The organism is Arthrobacter sp. YAF34 (assembly GCF_052113245.1).
In the GTDB taxonomy this organism is placed as follows: Bacteria; Actinomycetota; Actinomycetes; order Actinomycetales; family Micrococcaceae; genus Arthrobacter.
The window spans coordinates 79,875-97,376 of record NZ_JBFRCV010000012.1 but is presented as its reverse complement, the minus strand read 5'-3'; the positions used below and the strand labels follow the sequence as shown (position 1 = coordinate 97,376).

At 61.5% G+C, this 17,502-nt stretch carries 13 protein-coding genes; 6 read left to right on the top strand and 7 right to left on the bottom strand.

What is annotated here, in order from left to right; genetic code table 11:
• Window positions 1-20 precede the first annotated feature (20 nt).
• Complete coding sequence (locus tag AB4Y72_RS15155) at window positions 21-518, top strand: hypothetical protein (RefSeq protein ID WP_441426985.1); 498 nt, start codon at window positions 21-23, stop codon at window positions 516-518.
• Between the two features lie 620 nt (window positions 519-1,138).
• The gene (locus AB4Y72_RS15150; protein WP_441426984.1) at window positions 1,139-1,795 is read left to right on the top strand and encodes a hypothetical protein; all 657 of its coding nucleotides are present in this window, start codon (window positions 1,139-1,141) and stop codon (window positions 1,793-1,795) included.
• A 273-nt stretch (window positions 1,796-2,068) separates the two neighbouring features.
• On the opposite strand, the gene AB4Y72_RS15145 is transcribed toward AB4Y72_RS15150, so the two are convergent.
• The 5 genes from AB4Y72_RS15145 to AB4Y72_RS15125 all read right to left on the bottom strand — a co-directional run bounded on the left by AB4Y72_RS15145 (window position 2,069) and on the right by AB4Y72_RS15125 (window position 11,448).
• Window positions 2,069-2,671: a hypothetical protein gene (locus AB4Y72_RS15145; RefSeq protein ID WP_441426983.1), complete on the bottom strand. Its 603-nt coding sequence runs from the start codon at window positions 2,669-2,671 to the stop codon at window positions 2,069-2,071.
• A gap of 598 nt (window positions 2,672-3,269) precedes the next feature.
• Window positions 3,270-6,494 carry a type I restriction endonuclease subunit R gene (locus AB4Y72_RS15140; RefSeq protein ID WP_441426982.1) on the bottom strand — a complete coding sequence of 1,075 codons (3,225 nt, stop codon included), beginning with the start codon at window positions 6,492-6,494 and terminating at the stop codon, window positions 3,270-3,272.
• Between the two features lie 66 nt (window positions 6,495-6,560).
• Window positions 6,561-7,763 (bottom strand): restriction endonuclease subunit S, encoded by a 1,203-nt coding sequence (locus AB4Y72_RS15135; protein ID WP_441426981.1) that lies wholly within the window; start codon window positions 7,761-7,763, stop codon window positions 6,561-6,563.
• The gene (locus AB4Y72_RS15130) at window positions 7,760-9,388 is read right to left on the bottom strand and encodes a type I restriction-modification system subunit M (protein ID WP_441426980.1); all 1,629 of its coding nucleotides are present in this window, start codon (window positions 9,386-9,388) and stop codon (window positions 7,760-7,762) included. The genes AB4Y72_RS15135 and AB4Y72_RS15130 overlap by 4 nt, the downstream gene beginning before the upstream one ends.
• Window positions 9,388-11,448: a hypothetical protein gene (locus AB4Y72_RS15125; protein WP_441426979.1), complete on the bottom strand. Its 2,061-nt coding sequence runs from the start codon at window positions 11,446-11,448 to the stop codon at window positions 9,388-9,390. The genes AB4Y72_RS15130 and AB4Y72_RS15125 overlap by 1 nt, the downstream gene beginning before the upstream one ends.
• Before the next feature lie 237 nt (window positions 11,449-11,685).
• Between AB4Y72_RS15125 and AB4Y72_RS15120 the strand changes: the two genes are divergently transcribed.
• From AB4Y72_RS15120 to AB4Y72_RS15105, 4 genes are all read left to right on the top strand, one after another.
• Window positions 11,686-12,348 carry a hypothetical protein gene (locus AB4Y72_RS15120; protein WP_441426978.1) on the top strand — a complete coding sequence of 221 codons (663 nt, stop codon included), beginning with the start codon at window positions 11,686-11,688 and terminating at the stop codon, window positions 12,346-12,348.
• Between the two features lie 46 nt (window positions 12,349-12,394).
• Window positions 12,395-13,045: a DUF4352 domain-containing protein gene (locus AB4Y72_RS15115; RefSeq protein WP_441426977.1), complete on the top strand. Its 651-nt coding sequence runs from the start codon at window positions 12,395-12,397 to the stop codon at window positions 13,043-13,045.
• A 443-nt stretch (window positions 13,046-13,488) separates the two neighbouring features.
• Complete coding sequence (locus tag AB4Y72_RS15110; protein WP_441426976.1) at window positions 13,489-14,904, top strand: DUF2130 domain-containing protein; 1,416 nt, start codon at window positions 13,489-13,491, stop codon at window positions 14,902-14,904.
• A complete protein-coding gene (locus tag AB4Y72_RS15105; protein WP_441426975.1) occupies window positions 14,904-15,041 on the top strand; it encodes a hypothetical protein in 138 nt (45 codons plus the stop codon). The genes AB4Y72_RS15110 and AB4Y72_RS15105 overlap by 1 nt, the downstream gene beginning before the upstream one ends.
• A 959-nt stretch (window positions 15,042-16,000) precedes the next feature.
• Here AB4Y72_RS15105 and AB4Y72_RS15100 read toward each other — a convergent pair.
• Together AB4Y72_RS15100 and AB4Y72_RS15095 are read right to left on the bottom strand one after the other, a co-directional pair.
• Window positions 16,001-16,417, bottom strand: a complete 417-nt coding sequence (locus AB4Y72_RS15100) for a hypothetical protein (protein WP_441426974.1) — start codon at window positions 16,415-16,417, stop codon at window positions 16,001-16,003.
• Between the two features lie 472 nt (window positions 16,418-16,889).
• Window positions 16,890-17,462 (bottom strand): hypothetical protein, encoded by a 573-nt coding sequence (locus tag AB4Y72_RS15095; protein ID WP_441426973.1) that lies wholly within the window; start codon window positions 17,460-17,462, stop codon window positions 16,890-16,892.
• Window positions 17,463-17,502 lie beyond the last annotated feature (40 nt).

The following is a 17,502-nucleotide window of genomic DNA, read 5'->3' as shown; positions in this document are numbered from 1 at the left end:
GTGAATACTTTTGAGGAGGGATGACTATGTACGGTCGGCCTGCCAACAATCCTTACCGTCGACCTGAAGAAACGGAAGCGGACGGACCTCACCAACGTTTGGTCCTACGTGACACCGAAGACCAGATCACGCTTCAGGCGTTGCGGGGGCAGGAGTATCATCTGGTTCCGATCGCAGCGATGCAGGCGCGACCGGCCCTGGAGCTGGAAATGCTGCCGGAACCTGGCAATCCTTGGGACCGAACTGCAATTGCCATGGATTTTGAGGGGCAGCGGATCGACTATTTTCCGGCCGAGATTGCGGAGTCATGGCAGCCGGCCGTTCGCCGACTTAGGCGGATAGGGTTGGCTCTCTATCTGCCGGCTAGGCTCACGGAAGCCAGTCAGCCATGGGTGGCCCTTGAAATTCCGCCCCTGCGAGCCCTCGAGGCAGCAGTCAAGGCTGCTGGGTTGCGGTTCAAGCTGATACCTGGGCGGAAGCAGCGTGTGGAACGGGCTGCTCACCGCAACGAATCCTGAACATTCATCAACAACGAGGCTACGGGCCGAATTCAGCAAAACCGCGAAGAGCACTCCGCGCTCGGCCGCTCGCGGGGTGACGCATAAGCAGAATTGGCCAAAATCCGTCGTTATTGAGAAGCCCCGGGGGTGCAAGGGTTCCCCGGGCCGGCACTGCGCCTTAATGTCGCACGCAGAGATTATGCTCCGCCCATGACTATAGATTCAGTAATGGCACTAGCTCTCGCATTGTCCGCCTCTCCATTGGGCGTTGGCGTTCTCAAGGGTGTCATCGTTGCGTGCTTTCTCTGCCACGCCTCATTCGCTGGTTCATTCGGGGAATGATCAGTGCCCCCGTGAGGATACTCATGGGTACCCTAAACTTCATCGTTCGAAGAACCTCATCCAAGTTCCAGGGCTTGCTCTAGGGAGGTGCTCATCCCATCCTGGTCCCGCCCGATCCGTTCCTTCTCCAACGGAATGCACCCTGCAGTTCCAGGGTGATGCAGTTGAGATACCAGAGCGCGATAGTTTTTCGGGCGGGGTATCCGCGAATCTCGGATCCCAGCATCTATATGGGAATTTGCCACGGGGATCGGCCTGGAAAAGTGTCGCGGTGGTGGACCGGCTAAAGGGCGCTGTTGAAATCGTCTTCAGTTGCGGGTATTCCGCTCAAGGTCATCACTGAGATCGCAAATACCTCTATCGCTTATGAGACGGGCAAGGTCACCGGCCTCTCAACCCTCGCAGGTATCCCCGGCGGTCTCGCAATGATCGGCACTGTCCCAGCCGACCTCGCACAGTACATGGGCCACATGCTTCGGATTTCCCAGAAGCTTGCCTACATCTACAGCTGGCCTGATCTGTTCGCCGATAATGGCGAAGAAATCGATGAGGTGACAGAGAGCATGCTGACTCTGTTCGTGGGTGTGATGTTCGGCGTGCAAATCGCCCAGGGCGGAGTGGCAAAAGTCGCGAACATAATCGCCGCCAATGTGGCGAAGAAACTACCGCAGAAGGCACTCACCAAAGGGCTCATCTATCCGATCGTGAAGAAGGTCGCCGGCTATCTCGGTAAAAGCCTGACCAAGCAACTCTTTGCCAACGGAGTTGCGAAGGTCATCCCCGTCGTCGGTGCATTTCTCTCCGGAGGCCTCACCTTGGGTACTTTCCTTCCCATGTCCAAGCGGCTGCAAAAGCACCTCGCCAGCCTGGAGCTGACCAAACCAGGACACCGGACCGAAGCGACCGAGATCATCAACGCCGAAGTCATCGATCTGGAGGTTGTCGGGAACTAGAGGAAGAGCCGAGCCGTCGGAGCTGACCCAGGCCATGAGTCCAGCTGGCGCGGGCAGTGCGATTGGGAGCGACAAGGTTCTCTCTGGGCAGCTGCTTTGGGCGAGACTGGCTCGAGTTGATCAGCGCTTTCGGGCTCGGGCAGCCGAACGTGTCGGCGTTCGTTCACCTGGACCGGTCACCGGAGTCGGACATCGACCTTGAAGCAATGCCGTCGCTTACTGAAAAAGCAAAATATTAGACGCCAAGGATTGCTGGGCGTCGCAGACAGAGCGTTACCCGACATCATCGGGGCGTGCGCCGTTAAACCAGCGGAAGCAAACCGAGCAGAACGTCGAAGGCTCGGGGGCTGCGGTGAGTCTGACCGGAAATCCATAGTCGCTTAGGCGCTGCGGTTCTGCATTATATAGCTTCCTGGTGTCCTTTTCGCAGAAGTACTCGCCGCCCCACTGGTGGATTTCGTGTACGGGATATTTCTGTTGAGTGAGGTGACCCAGTTCTTCGATTATGCGTTCCAAATGCGCCGCATTGGCGTCAGTCCTTTGCTCAATGCTGAAAGTCATCCTTCCGCCGGACTTAATTGATGAGCGCCTCAACTGGATCTGGTCCTGGCCATCAGAAGTGGCCAATGCGGCGCTTTCTGCGATTCCAACAATGACGTCGGGCTCTCCGTCGGTAATCCGCCAACCTGACGTTGCTTGCCTGTAATTACTGCCAGCAAACATGTTGAAGACTTCAAGTCCGGTGATTGGGGACTTACGGTCGGTCATTGCCGCAGGCATCTTCCAGGACTTGAACCGTGGGGAAGCATTGAGGTGGATCACAACTAGGCTAAGCCCGTCAAGATCGAAGACCAGCGACGGTTTTTCGTCGATCACGAAATAGGTCCCAGGTCTCCTTCGCAGCTCCGCTGATTCGCATGCCGACGTTACTGTGGAGAAAGCGGGTGCGGTGGTGCTGTAACGCTTAAGCGTCGTGCTGTGCCAGGCGTTCCGTCTGGCGGTGAGCAGATGGACATCGGATCGGCGAATGTAGGCGGCAGGGGTGTCCAATAGATGTAGGTCCCGGGGGAGCGACACGGGTCTGATCAGCATGTTCTAGCCCTTCGCGAAAAGCAACGTCGAGGCCGGTTCCGCTAGGCCAGCCTCGGGCGGCACCCTGAGATGGGACGAAAGGTTCCCAGCCTCATCGCGGCGACGTGCGCGCAAGACAGCGAGATCACGTCCGAAGAGCTGGAAATCCGTCGGTAGCTTGTTCTGGTCTGTCAAGATCCTCAGTTTGTGCAGCCCATCCGTTAGGGCACCAAGCTGAGAGTTAGAAGCAGCAGGCCTTACCGGAGCCGAACTGCAGGCAGCTTCTGGCATGATTGTTCCCCCGTCTCACTTTCACGTCCCTGGAACTTGAGCCAAGGTCTGTCCTTAATTGTTCCCGACACTTGTTGCGCCTTTAGGGCCTTTGTTGGGCTGGAGTTATTCTTTATAGCCTTGCCTCTGCAAACCGCGGCGCCATTGATTCCATCTGCTCCATGACCAGCTTGATGGCCTCGGGCTGCTTGTCCGGCGGGTATCCGAATCGCACCAGGAGCCGTTTGATCGAGGAGCGGAGCTTGGCCCGGACATCGTCGCGCACGGTCCAATCGGTGCGCACATCCCGCCGCATCACGGACACCAACTCCCGGGCAATATCGGCCAGGACGCCTTCGCCTTGGACTTCGACGGCGGACTCGTTCGAAGCCACAGCGTCGTAGAAGGCCAATTCGTCTGTATTCAACGGAGGGGTGAACTGCGCACCGCGGTTGCCTTCGGTGGCAACTTCCCTTGCGAGCTCCACCAGCTCGGCAATAACCTCCGCCGACGTTAACTGCTGGTTGGTGTATTTCTTCATCAGCTCGGTGATCCGTTCGGAGAAGGCCCGCTGGCGGATGACGTTGTTGCGGGTCGTTTTCGCTGACTCGTCGGCAATAAGCTTGCGGAGTGCCTCGATGGCCAGCTGCGGGTTCCGTGCGTGCTGGGTTTTGGCGATGAACTCCGGAGTCAGGTCATCCAGCGACGGCTTGGGCATGCCGGCGGCCGCATAGATGTCGAGCACTTCGCCGGAGGATGTAGCGCTAGCGATGAGGTTGCCCAGCAGTCGCTGGATCTCTTCTGGAACGGGTTCGCCGCTGGCTTGCCGGTCGGCGGCGTCGTACTTTGCCATCCAGACGCGGATCTCCTCGTACACCTGGATCTCGGGCCGCAGCTCAGCAAGAGTTTCAGAGCCGGAGCATAGTGCCCATGCGCGGGAAAGCTGGCTGGAGAACCGGCGGTATTTCGCGGTATGTGACTCTTCACCGTCGGCTGGCTGGTTGCCCGGCGTGCCAGGGTTGCGGAGGTAGCTCACCGCTCCCGTGACGGCATTCAGAAACGCCTTCGGGCCGCCCTTCGTCAGCACGGCTCTCCAGTCGTGTCCGGCCAGCAGCTCCCTCACGGAGTCCACCAGCGAAACGGTCAGACCGACGGCCTCATCGATGTTCTTGCCCACCGGCTTGTTCGCCTGGTCGGACTGCGTGTACTCGCCCAGCGCCTTGGCGAGGTTCTCCGCCAGCGGAGCGTACGCCACCAGCAGCCCGTCCTCCTTGCCGCGGAACGTCCGGTTCACGCGGGCCAGCGTCTGCATCAGCAGCGCGCCCTTGAGCGGCCGGTCCAAGTACAGGGTATGCAGCGGCGGGGCATCGAAGCCGGTGAGCATCATGTCCTTGACGATCACCAGCTCCAGCTCGTCGTCCACATCCTTGAGCCGCTCCTTCAAAGTCGCATTCAGGGAGTCGCGGCGGACGTGGTCGGAAACCGGCGGCACATCGGACGCGGTACCGGAGTAGACCACTTTGATCTTGCCCTTGGCGAGGTCGTCGGAGTGCCACGCGGGCCGCAGCTCCACGATCGCCGTGTACAGCTTCGCGCAGATTTCCCGCGTGCCTCCCACGATCATCGCCTTGCCCGGCGCCTCGATAAATTTGCCCATCCTTGCGCTGCGGTTCTCCCAGTGCGCCACCAGGTCCGCGGCCAGCGCCGCGATCCGCTGCGGCGCACCGTACACGGCGTTCACGACGGCGACACTCGCCTCGATGCGGGCCCGCTCGGTGTCGTCCAGCCCCAGAGTGGCTTCGTCGGCTGCCTGGTCCAGAATCTCTTCGGTAAGGTCGGAGGCCAGCCCCACCTTGATCAGCCGCGGTTCGAAGTAAACCGGCACCGTGGCGCCGTCCTCCACCGCCCGGGAGAGGTCGTACACGTCAACGTACTCACCAAACACATCCCGGGTGTTGCGGTCATCAAAGGAGATCGGCGTTCCGGTGAACGCGATCAGCGTGGCATTGGGAAGGGCGTCACGCAGGTGCCGGGCGTAGCCGTCCAGGTCGTCATAGTGGGAACGGTGCGCCTCGTCCACCACCACGATGATGTTGCGCCGATCGGACAGCAGCGGGTGGTCGGCGCCGGCGTCCTTCTCGGACTTGCTGCGGCCGAACTTCTGCAGGGTGGTGAAGTAGATGCCGCCGGTGGTGCGGTTGCTCAATTCGTCCCGGAGCTCGGAGCGCTTCCGGATCTGCTTGGGGGACTCTGCCAGTAGCAGGCTGCGATCGAAGCCCTCGAAAAGTTGGCCGTCGAGCTCGTTACGGTCGGTAATGACCACGACGGTGGGGTTCTTCAGTTTCGGATGCCGGGCAACCAGGTTGGCGTACAGCTCCATTTCCATGGACTTGCCCGAACCCTGGGTGTGCCAGACGACGCCGGCCTTGCCGTTGCTCTCTACGGCCTGAACGGTGCTGCCCACCGCCTTGGTCACGGCGAAGTACTGGTGCGGCTTGGCAATGCGCTTGGTCAGTCCCTCCGAGCCTTCATCGAATGCTGTGAAGTTCCGGACCAGCTGCAGGAAGCGCTCCTGATTGAACAAGCCATGGAGCGCCGTCTCCAGCGCTGTGACCGCTTCGCCGCCTTCCATGTGCCCCGGCGCGACGGGCACGCCGTCGTCGTCGACGTTCCAGGGTGAGAAGTGGTTAAGGGGAGTGAACGGAGTGCCGTACTTGGCCTGGATCCCGTCCGAGGCGAGCGTGAACACGCAGAAGCGGAACGCCATGGGGAACTCGCGGAGGTAGGTCTGCAGTTGGGCGTGCGCGGCTGCTACGTCGGCCGTGGCGCTGCCGGCCTTCTTGAGTTCGATGATGCTCACCGGCATGCCGTTGCAGTAGAGCACGACGTCGAAGCGGCGTTTGTAGTCGCCCTGCAACAGGGTGACCTGGTTGACGGCGTGCCAGTCGTTCTGGTCCGGGTCCGAGCTGAGCAGATGGATGGAGGGGTTGGCCTCGTTGCCGTCCGAGTCGATGAAGCTGAGCCGGTAGCCGTCCACGAGGTAGTTGTGGATGCGGTGGTTTTCGGTGATGGCGTCGTTGGATTTGGGCGAGGCGATCTCGGCGAGGGCCTGCTGCAGGTACTGGACCGGAACGGTCGGATTGAACCGCTGCAGCGCGGCGAGGAGCCGGGGCCGGATCAGCAGCTCGTCCCAGGAGCCCCGCTCGCCGGTGCCGGGCGCGATGTCCTGCCCGGACATTGGCCGCCAGCCGAGCGGCTCGGCCAAGAGTCCCAAAGCCACACCTTCCCAATCGGCTTCGGAAAAGGCTACTGCTGGTGCTGCTGTCACGGTGGTTCCCCCTGATGGACCGGATGTCATTCTGAAATGTTTGTGCAGATCCTGCTTCGAGGTTGGAGACGCTGGCTCAGATCAGCTCGTTCGACCTCATACTCCCGCGGCCGCCAGCACTTTTTCAGCATCCTTGACCCGCAGTTTTCCGGATATGAGCTGGGGCAGGAGTACGTCGCGTGTGTTGGCCAATTTCGTGTTTTCCGACAGTGCATTGGCAGCTGCCATATGAAGCGGCTCAGCCAGGGCGACAAACTCCTTCATGACGTGGGGCTCGGCAAGCCGTACTTTGAACTTCTTGAAATTGCCGCGGCTCAGCTCGAGGAATGTGGCGCCGTTTGCCAACGAAATAAATTCATCCACGCGGCTCTGCATTTCGTGGAAGAACCAAAAACGGACGTCCGGGTCGTGAGGCTGCACGACTATGAAGCCTTGGTTGACAGCCATCGGCGCCTGAGGCAGAGCAAACGCCCCTATGGTGGCCCGCGATGTCATGAAAATTGCTCCCGCTGAATACAGTTCGGAGGCGCATGCGTTCAGCCCGGCTTCGGAAATCCGTCGTGAAGTGTCGGTCAGGTATGGTCCCTGGAGCCCGGTTACGTCAGTTGGGGTAGCCCACCTCACGTCGCCGTTCCAGAACTCGGGGACGGCTGTGCTGGGAGTGCCACCGCCGCTCACCTTGGCAAGTTCGCCAAATGTTTGATCGGAAAACGGCACTTCTTGAACCAGACGGTGAAATTCCGTGGTGGCCAGTTTTTCTGCTGTCGTGGCCATGTTGGTGTTGGCGGCGATCTTGTCGTCGAGCGCCCCCAGCACTTCCGCGATCGCCCGTTGCTCGCCAAGAGTGGGCAACGGAATTTCGACACTGAGGATTAACGAAGGGCTGATGTTCGGTTGCGCTGATCCGTATGCCGAGGCGACAAAAAAGTCGATCGTCTCCGGCAATTGGAGGAAGTGGAAAAGGAAATCAGCATCCAACAAAGTGTGGTCGTGGACGCGAAATATTCCAACACGCTGGTTTACGAGTGCCGACTCAGAGAACCTGACCCGTCCGATCTCGCCAACGGAGGCCCCTGACATTGCGATGAGTGGATCGCCTTTGCGGGCCTTGTACGCCCTGGCAGCGTCGGCGACAGACCCGTTAACGTAGGCGCAACCTGCCAAGTCGATCGTGCCAGGGTGGATGTTCGCGATCTTGATTACAGGTACGCCGCTGGTCTTCCAATCGCTGCTTTTGAATGCGTAGCCGGAACGAACTGTCGCGACCTCGGAAAGCGGCACCGACGCGAATCCACTCATAGCACCCTCCCCAACTGCTCCCGCACAACAGCGGCGAGCCGCTCGGACTCCTCAAACTGGTCGAGTAGCTCCTTGGACAGCCGTGCGATCTTCTCCTCGATCGGCTCACCGTCGTCCTCCACGTCGGCTGCTCCGACGTACCGTCCAGGTGTCAGCGCGTAGTCCGATGCCTTGACCTCCGCGAGGCTGGCGGAGTAGCAGAAGCCGGCTTCGTCGTCGTATGTCAGCCCGGCTTCAACAGCTGAGGCAGTTCCGCGCCAAGCGTGGTACGTGTTCGCGATCTTGGCGATGTCTTCGTCGGAGAGGGCGCGTTCGGCGCGGTCTACCATGTAGCCGAGGTTGCGGGCGTCGATGAAGAGCACCTGCCCGGCGCGGTCCACCGATCCGTTTTTCCCGGCGGTCTTGTCCTTGGCGAAGAACCAGGTGCAGACCGGGATGCCGGTGCTGCGGAACAGTTGGGTGGGCAGGGCCACCATGCAGGAGACCAGATCGGCCTCGACCAGCTGGGCGCGGATCTCGCCCTCGCCGCCGGAGTTGGAGGACATGGAGCCGTTGGCCATGACCACGCCGGCGCTGCCGCCGGGAGCCAGCTTGGAGATGATGTGCTGGATCCAGGCGTAGTTGGCGTTGCCGGCCGGGGGCACGCCGTACTTCCAGCGGGGGTCGGACTCGGAGCGGGCCCAGTCCTTGATGTTGAACGGCGGGTTGGCCATGATGAAGTCCGCGCCGTTGGTGCCGCTCAGCTCGGGGTGCTGGTCCCGGGCGAAGGTGTCGCCCCACCGGGAGGCGAGGTTGGCGTTGAGCCCGTGGATTGCGAGGTTCATCTTGGCCATCCGCCAGGTGCGCTCGTTGAGCTCCTGGCCGTAGACGGAGATGTCCGAGCCCTCCATGTTGTGAGCCGCGAGGAACTTCTCGGCCTGGACGAACATGCCGCCGGAGCCGCAGCAAGGGTCGTAGACGCGGCCGCGGTGGGGTTCCAGGACCTCCACGAGGACGCGGACCACGCCGGCGGGGGTGTAGAACTCGCCGCCCCGCTTGCCCTCGGCCTTGGCGAACTTCTCCAGGAAGTACTCGTAGACCTCGCCGAGCAGGTCGCGGGCCTTGCTGGCGCCCTGTCCGGTGAACCGGGCCGAGTTGAACAGGTCCAGCAGCTCGCCGAGACGGCGCTGGTCCACGTTGTCCCGGTTATAGATGCGCGGGAGCGTAGCCGCCAGGCTCTTGTTGTCGACCATGATGAGGTCCATGGCTTCATCGATGAGCTGACCGATCGACTTGGGCCCTACGCCGTCCATCGCCGGCAATCCCTTGGCGTTCTCGGCCAGGAAGGTCCAGCGGGCGCGCTCGGAGACCCAGAACACGCCGCGGCCGGTGTACTCGTCATCGTCATCGATCAGCTGGGCGATCTGCTCCTCGTTGAGCCCGTCTGCCTCCAACTCAGCCTGGATCTGCCCGCGGCGCTCCTCGAAAGCGTCCGAGACGTACTTCAGGAACACCAAGCCCAGGATCACGTCCTTGTACTGGGAGGCATCCATGGAGCCACGCAGTTTGTCCGCGGCCTTCCATAGAGTGTCCTTGAGTTCCTTCATGGTGGACGGGGCGAGGTCCACCTTCAATTTCGGGGGCATTAACGGGTTCCTTCGGTCTGAGGTTCGGCGAGCATACTGCTGGGGTCTGTCAGGGTGAGGCTTCCGCCCGCTACGCCGTCCGTAATCAGGGTAGCGAGTTCTTCGAGCCGCCCTAGGCGTTCGCGGGCTTGTTGCTGCTCGTGTTGCAGCCGGGCGAGGGATTCCGCCAGATTCTTGCGTTGGGCGTCCGGAACGCGGCGCAGCCGCCACTGGCGCCAGGACTTGTCCCCTGCGGGGAACTTGTTGATGTCCGCAGCGATGACGGCGGCGATCAGCCCGCCGGGATCGCCGCCGTCGATCCGCAGCACCCGGGCGGGGAAGACGACGGCGGAGCCACCTCCCACATCCACCAGCGCGGCGGGCCGCGGGCTGGTGCAAAAGACGACGTCGCCTGGCTCTGTGAGCCGGCTCGCGGGGTAGTCGGCGAACTCCAGAAGGCTGATGTTCCTCCTCTGCCTGCCCTGCGGGTCGAGCAGTTCCGCCGGCCCCAGGACGCGAGTCCCGCCGCTGGGCGTCAGGTCCGCATCCTCGAGCCGGTTCCCTTTGATGTATCTGAGGTTGCCGGCGGCGATGAGTTCCTGGACGGAGACGGACCGAGCCTTCGTGTTCGGATCTCGCGGAAGCACCGCCACCTCACCTGATTGTTCGGTTCTGCCGGTCTGCAGCATGCGCACGAGTTCCTCCACTCGAACGGCTGCGTCGGCCCCGGAGAGACTGGGAGCCGACCCGTGGGTTGGCACTGCCACCAGGGACTTCCTGCTGGCCAGCAGGAGACGGGTCTGTACCAGCCGGGCGAAGCGGAAGGAGTGGGCGCGCATCGTGGCGCGGTCACCCATCGACGCGACCATATCGCTGATGAGGTCCTGGCTGACATCTTCTGCGAGGACGCGGGTGCTGACATCAGCCACCATGGTCCACCGCTCGGCAATGGGCACATCAGCGAACGACGGTCCCAGCACCCACAGTGCCTGGGCTTCGCGGGGTTTGGCGCGCAGCAGTCCCTGCGGCAGCCGCACGATGGCACGCACCCGGCCGGTACGCAGAAGCCCGGAGCGGAGCCCGGCGGCGTCAGCGGCCAGCGGCACATCACAGAGAACCCGTGCTGGGGCGATGATGACCGCCCGCTGCTGATCGTCCATCTGCAGGACAAGATGCTCCACCGCCGCGAGAATCTGGGAAGCGTCCATGCCCGGTTGGCCGGGGGACGGATACTGCGCCACGTGTACTACAGGTCCAGGGACGGCGAACTCGCCACTCGGATCGACACGGATCTGCCCGCTGTCGACACCGTGGACGCCCAGGCGGCGACGCACCAGGCGGCCCGCGCCGCCGTCGTCGTCCGCTGTCAGAAAGGTGACGGGAGAACCCTCGCCGGCAGCGTGCGCGACGCCCATCAGGAGGTCGCTGCCGCCGCGTGTGGGGTCGGCAAACACGGAGTTCCTGCCAAGGGTCGCGGCCAGTTCGACGGCCGCAGCGGCCACCAGCGTCACGGCGGATTCGGTGAGGGCCGTATTCGAGTGCTCCCGCAGCCCCGCCCGGAACCGCGCAGCAAGCATTTGCTCGAAGGCCGCGGCCGCGTTGTAGGCACTGTCCACCAGCCGGTCCGCGAATGCTGCCGCGGACGCAAGTGACGTGCCCGCGGCTTCCATTTCCGAATACAGGAACGTGTCATCCGGATCGCACTCGTCTGCGACGTCCAGAAGTTCGTCCGGGCTGAGCTGCCCCACCGAGTTGCCGGTCATTGCCTTGAGCGTCAGCAGGGCCGTGAGAGCGTCGAATGTGTTTCCCCGGGCGCCACCGGCAGCCGTGCCGGGCGTTCGGGCGAAGGCGGCGACGTCGTTGGCGGCCTCCGGGTTATTGCCCCGTCCAGTGATGGTCAGCCAGGCGGCGATGTGGTCGGCGTCGAAGAGTTCCCGCCCGTCGTCGAGCGCTGCCGGCTCTGGAAACGGGTGGACAGTCCCGGCGCTGCGTTTGCGCCACATGGAAACGACGGGGCGCTGGACCTGCGCGAGGGCGGCAACGTCCGAGAGGGTCATGCGCAGGGCTTCTGCTTCGTTCATTTGCGCCTCCTTACAACGACGAACCTCAGCATAGTTGTGTGGGGCGTCTTTTCTGATCAGGCGCTGATAACGGGGGTTATCAGCGTCTTTGGCCTCCAAGCCGTTGCGAAGCCATAGCTTCGTTCTGCAGCGACGAAGGAATCCTCCGGAGCTGCGACGGCGGCGGGGAACCACGCATTGGGGGATCGGTATCCCGCCGCCGCTCAGCGGCCATCCCGGAACAGAGGAAGCATCAAGTTGAACACCGAAATCGACACTGGAGAGCCGGCCGGAACGCCTACCGAAGACGTGCCGGAGGAGGCGCAGCCGGCCAGCAAAAAGGCAAAGCCTGGACGGAAGAAGCGGATCTTCGCTGCCGTCACCGTCCTTGCCCTCCTAGTTGGAGCGGCCGCCGTCGGCACCACGTTGACGGACCCGAAGTCCAGCGAAGCCTATGTGGCGCTGGCGGGGGAGAAGGCATCTGTGGAGTCCGAGCGCGACTCGGCCAAGTCCAGCTACGAGTCAATGAAATCGAAGTACGACACGCTGCAGAACGGCATTACGGACCGCGAAGCCAAGGTCACTGCCCGCGAAACAGAGGTCGGAAAGGCCGAAGCCTCTGTGAAGACCGCCGAAGCCGAGGTCAAGAAGCGCGAAGAGGCGGTAACCGGCGCCGAGAAGACGAAGGCGGCCAACACCATCGGCGACGGCACCTGGACCGTCGGCACGGACATCGAGGCAGGCACCTACCGGGCCACAGCCGACGTCGACTCCTCCTGCTACTGGGGCATCTACGCCACCGGCAGCAACGGCAGCAACATCATCGAAAACGACCTCCCCGGCGGCGGACGGCCCACCGTGGCACTGTCCGGCGGCCAGGACTTCAAGTCCACCCAGTGTGGCACCTGGGAAAAGCAGTAACACTCCTACATCCAGCATTCGCTAACCCCAGAAAGGCATCACCCACATGAACCAGCAACGTCTTCAGGCGCCCGTCGCCGCAACCGTCACCACCCAGCCTCGCCCGTTCTTCAAGAAGAAGCGATTCCTGATCCCGGCAGGCGTCCTGGCGCTGGGGATCGCCCTGGGCTCCTGCTCCGCCGGCACCAAGGAGGCCAGCGACGTGAGCCCGGCGGCGGCACCGTCGCCCGCAGTCTCGTCGTCAGTGGCTTCATCCGCAGCCCCGGCTCCCGCAGCTCCCTCACCGGCCAGCGCACCTCCGGCTGCCGCACCCGTCGTCGGGGTTCCGTTCAGCGTCAAGATGAGCGACGGCAACGTCGCCAAGATCACGATCGTTAGCGCCGTCCGGACGGCTAGTGTCAGCACCACTGCGTTCGCCACGCCGGCGAAGAAAGGAAGCTATCTGCTCCTGGATGTCCTCTGGGAAACCGAGTCAGGCAAAACCAGCTCTAATCCGTTCTACTTCTCCGCCAAGGACGTCAACGGGCGCAAGGCCGATCTCGATCTCTTCGCGGACAACCAGCTTGCCTCCGGCGAGGTCCTGCCCGGTGACAAAGCACGGGGCTTCATCGCCTTCGACATCGCTCCCGGCGCATCAACGGTGATGATCTCCAATCCGCTGATGCAGGAAGCCGCACGGATCCAGATCCCGCATTAAACCATATGGGGCCGCTGAAGGTTGCTTGACAAGCCGACAACTAAGCCTTCAGCAGCCCCCGGGACATCTCCAGATTCTGCGCCGAACGTCGTCTTGTGTCCGGTAATGGATTGCCCATCACATCGGAGGCGGAACGAGTTTCTCAAATTTCTCGACAGACATGTACATCAAGTGTTAGACATCTCTCGGGAGGACTCCGGCCGCGCGAACGCAAGGCGCAGCGGTAGCACCCTGGGGGATAAGTTTGGGGGTCAATGACTTACGGGCAACTCGGCGGCGCGCCGTAACAAGCCCAGCACGCTGCTGTTCGCTCCGGCGGTCGGTTAGGATGCCGCCAGACCGGAGACCGGCGTATCTCGATAATTCTTCTCCCCTCTGTGAGATCAGAGGGCCACACAAGTGCGGCCATTTGGGGCCGACATAGCCTGATTGGGGTTCCAGCTATGCATGAAATCAAGTGCCCGCACTGCCAGCGGACGTTCACTATCGATGAGGCCGGCTACGCCGACATTGTCAAGCAGGTTCGCGATGCTGCGTTCGAACAGCAGCTCCACGAACGGCTCGAGTTGGCCGAGCAAGACAAGGCCACGGCTCTCGAACTCGCGGAGACGAAGGCTGCCGGTGAACTTCAAAAGACTGCGGCGGCCAAGGATGCCGAGATCCAGGAGCTGAAGGCGAAGCTCGAGGCCGGTGAGGTCACACAGAAGCTCGCTGTCACCGAGGCCCTCAGCGCCGTCGAAAAGGAGCGCGACACCCTAGCGAACGAGCTCGAACAGACGAAGCAGGAGAAGCAGTCATCACTGGTGCTGGCCGAAGCGAAGCTCGTCAACGAACTCCAGAAGGCCGCCTCGGCTAAGGACTCCGCGATCCAAGACCTCACGGCGAAGCTCGACGCTATCGAGATCGCGCAGAGGCTTGAGATCACCCAGGCTGTCAGTACCGTCGAAAAGGAGCGGGACGAACTCAAGAGCGGTCTCAAACGCGCGGAGCTCGAGAAGCAGCTCGTCGAGAAATCCTTGAAAGACAAGTACGAAACCCAAATCAAGGACCGCGAGGAACAGATTGAGCGGCTGCGAGATCTGAAGGCGAAGCTGTCGACCAAGATGGTCGGTGAGACCCTTGAACAGCACTGCGAGATCGAGTTCAACCGCATCCGTGCCACAGCCTTCCCGCGCGCCTACTTCGAGAAAGACAACGATTCCCGGACTGGTAGCAAGGGCGACTACATATTCCGCGACTCCGACGACGCTGGTACTGAGATTGTCTCGGTCATGTTCGAGATGAAGAACGAGAGCGACGGCACGGCGACAAAGCACAAGAACGAAGACTTCCTGAAGGAGCTGGACAAAGACCGCATCGAGAAGGGGTGCGAGTATGCCGTGCTGGTCTCTCTACTCGAGCCCGACAGCGAGCTCTACAACACTGGGATCGTTGACGTCTCTCACCGCTATCCGAAAATGTACGTCATCCGGCCGCAGTTCTTCATCCAGTTGATCGCGCTGCTGCGGAACGCCGCGATGAACTCCCTCAAGTACAAGACCGAGCTGGCGCTGGTTAAGGCGCAGAACATCGATATCACGAACTTCGAGCAGCACATCGATGAGTTCAAGGACGCGTTCGGCCGCAACTGGCGACTCGCTTCCGAGGGATTCGAGGAGGCGGTCAAGCGCATCGACGAAGCGATCAAAGACTTGGAAAAGACGAAGGCGGCGCTGCACAAGTCGGCCAACAACCTGCGGCTTGCGAACGCCAAGGCCGAAGACCTCACTATTAGGAAGCTCACACGAGGCAACGCGACAATGGCCGCCAGGTTTGTCGAACTGGAGCAGGCTAAGACGGCCGAGTGGGAAGTCAACTGATGACGCGTTTTCCGGGTGCGAGCAGCAACGTGGCTACGGTGGGCTACGACGGGCTGGCCAGAATCAGGGCAGGGACCCCGGAAGAGTTCTCCCGCCGCGGTCTCTGGGTCCATGCCCGGGACCTGGAAACCCTGTAAGCGTCCCAAGGGCCCTATTAGGCAAAGCGGGGGTGGTCTAGGCTGGGCGGCAGGACTGGCACCGAAGATGTCGAGGCGGTGGTGTCTCGTACTGCCGGCCCGGACGGGCAGACGGTCTTGTCACGGCTGCTGTCCCTGATGGTGCCTGAGGCCGCGTTGCTCTGGCTGGAAGGATCGAATCCCTTCTTCGGCGGAGCACGCCCTATTTACGTGCTCGCCATCAACGGCCCTGGTCCGGTTCTTGGGGCCCTGGCCGTTTTGAACAGGGGGGACTCGCCTAGAGCCATCGGGCGGCACGCCCGGAGTGTAAACCGAGACGAATGCCGGTGTCCAACCGTGGCGCCGCGAGGCCCCAGCATCTACCGTATGGCGCCGAGGGGCCGATCGGCGGCGAAAACCAACCGACCCCTCGGATAGGTGCTTCAAACCGTCAGCGGCCCCGGCCTCAGAACATCAATTTCCGAGGGATATCCCACAAACGGGACACTTTCTGAAGCTGTTAGGGGTGGTGATCTTGGTTCCGCAACCGCGGCAGACGTAGGCCGCTAACCGTCCAACCCGCATCTTATGTATCATCTGTCCTCCTGGACCTGGTAGTTAAATTTTGCTGTCGCTATCAGTTCGGTCGTAGCCGATCGCTAGTGCGCTAGGGCAGCTGCGGCGCGGACCGCTGGGAGAGAACCCGTCTCAGAGAGATTCCGCCATTCCCGCCAGCAGCGCGGATCCCACACGGTTGGTCACTTGGTTTTCGGACACTTTGGGATCTGCGAGCACCGATGGTTGGAGTAGTTGTTCTTTTTCGCCTCTGCGCACCAGGCGCAGTTACAGTTGCACATCACTGTCACCTCCTTTCCTCGTCGAAGGCTTCCAAGCCAACTTCTTCCTAGGCCAGGTGCCGGGATTCAGGTGGCACGTGGCCACGCAACCGCTGAATCCGCTGATTCGTGCAAAATGAAGGATCATTTAGTTAAACCATTGATTGCCCGCTCATACGTGCCATAAGCCAACGCTGCCGCACGATAAGTGTTTGTTAGCGCGTGCATGTTCGAGAACTCCACGTAGAACGCACCTCGAATAAACAGGCCTCCATCGCCTACAAACGAGAGACCTAAGACCGCGTATGGCGAAATTGCAGTCAAGGCTTCGACAATATGGTCAGAGTCGATACGAATCAAGACTTGAAAATAGATCTCATTGATCCCATTGTCTGCGATCATTTGAACCGGTGTAGCCCCTTCAACAGAAACAGAGGCCTTCCACATTGCCTTCGCGCCGTCGATTCGTTCCAGCGATACAACGTCCACGTCATTCTGCATGATGAATTCGATGTCACCTTGGCTTAGCCCTGCCGGGTACTCGCTTAGTTCAGTCTTCACTGAGATGTCCTTTTCTTAGCGGAAGTCGAACATGTTCCCCTGGTAGCACTCATCCGTCGGCTATCGATGGCCGACAGAGTACAAACGCCATTCGCACCAAGCCTGGGAACGACAGCGATGAATGGCGATCTTCGCGCAGCGATTAATAGCGTTCAGGAGTCGTATCCGGCAATCCAGTCGGGAAGGATTCTGCACGCTCTTGGGGGGCGACCGGTCATCAGTTGTTGTGTCGGCAGTGCGGGCAGCATACGCTCACTCGGTTCCAAGTTGGCTTGGCCCAAAACGCCTTGCCGCACCCTGAGCACTTATGGACCGCGGTGTAGTCTCCGGTTCGCGATGCTGAACCTGTTTCTGCCATGATTTCTCCTTCGTGTGATATTTGTTTGTACTTTCGGATTTGACCGGAACGGCACCATCCGGAGGCCGCACACGCCTTTCGACGTCGAGCGTCCGGACCGTTCCCGGGTGGCTCTTACAATTTCCAAGCCAGATGGGCCCAAGTTAGTGTGGGTTGTTCATCAGCGTTGATCTCGGTGATGGTCACTGGCAGTTGTTCCCCGGCAGCCCAGGCATGGATGGGTTCGTAGCGGGGTATCGGCAGGTTGCCAGGGTCGTCGATGGTCAATATCGGTGCAGGAAACCGGCGTGTGAGTGATCGGATGAATCCCGCGCGGTGGTAGGACGCCATCGCGTCAAACCAAGCGACCCAGGATGCCAGGATGCCGGCAGCAGTCGAGTGCAGGTGTTCGCGATGTTCGCTCAGTTCTGCGATCTGCGCTTTGATCTGGTCAAGCTCATGTTGGGCCGCAGCGCGCCGAGCTAATGACTCCCGCGCCGCGGCTTGGCGGAGACGCGCGGCGTCCTGCTCGGCTGCGGTCATGGATGCGACGGGATCGCCGGCAGCTGTTACCGGCTTTTCCGAGAGACCGGCAGACAGCAGCCGGATCTGTGTCTCCGATCGTGCGATCGTGCGATCTACAGATTCCACGGTCTTGACCAGCGCGGTGTGGATATGCGCTTCCACGCGGGAGACTTCGGCTGCCATGGACCTGGTTGCAGGGTGGTGGCCGTTCGCGGCGGGGGCG

What these genes read in the sequence shown, in the direction of transcription:
- AB4Y72_RS15155 (WP_441426985.1), top strand. Translation starts at nt 21, where the DNA reads ATGACTATGTACGGTCGGCCTGCCAACAATCCTTACCGTCGACCTGAA.
- AB4Y72_RS15140 (WP_441426982.1), bottom strand. Translation starts at nt 6,494, where the DNA reads ATGACATCCGGTCCATCAGGGGGAACCACCGTGACAGCAGCACCAGCA.
- AB4Y72_RS15135 (WP_441426981.1), bottom strand. Translation starts at nt 7,763, where the DNA reads ATGAGTGGATTCGCGTCGGTGCCGCTTTCCGAGGTCGCGACAGTTCGT.
- AB4Y72_RS15130 (WP_441426980.1), bottom strand. Translation starts at nt 9,388, where the DNA reads ATGCCCCCGAAATTGAAGGTGGACCTCGCCCCGTCCACCATGAAGGAA.
- AB4Y72_RS15125 (WP_441426979.1), bottom strand. Translation starts at nt 11,448, where the DNA reads ATGAACGAAGCAGAAGCCCTGCGCATGACCCTCTCGGACGTTGCCGCC.
- AB4Y72_RS15115 (WP_441426977.1), top strand. Translation starts at nt 12,395, where the DNA reads ATGAACCAGCAACGTCTTCAGGCGCCCGTCGCCGCAACCGTCACCACC.
- AB4Y72_RS15110 (WP_441426976.1), top strand. Translation starts at nt 13,489, where the DNA reads ATGCATGAAATCAAGTGCCCGCACTGCCAGCGGACGTTCACTATCGAT.
- AB4Y72_RS15105 (WP_441426975.1), top strand. Translation starts at nt 14,904, where the DNA reads ATGACGCGTTTTCCGGGTGCGAGCAGCAACGTGGCTACGGTGGGCTAC.
- AB4Y72_RS15095 (WP_441426973.1), bottom strand. Translation starts at nt 17,462, where the DNA reads ATGGCAGCCGAAGTCTCCCGCGTGGAAGCGCATATCCACACCGCGCTG.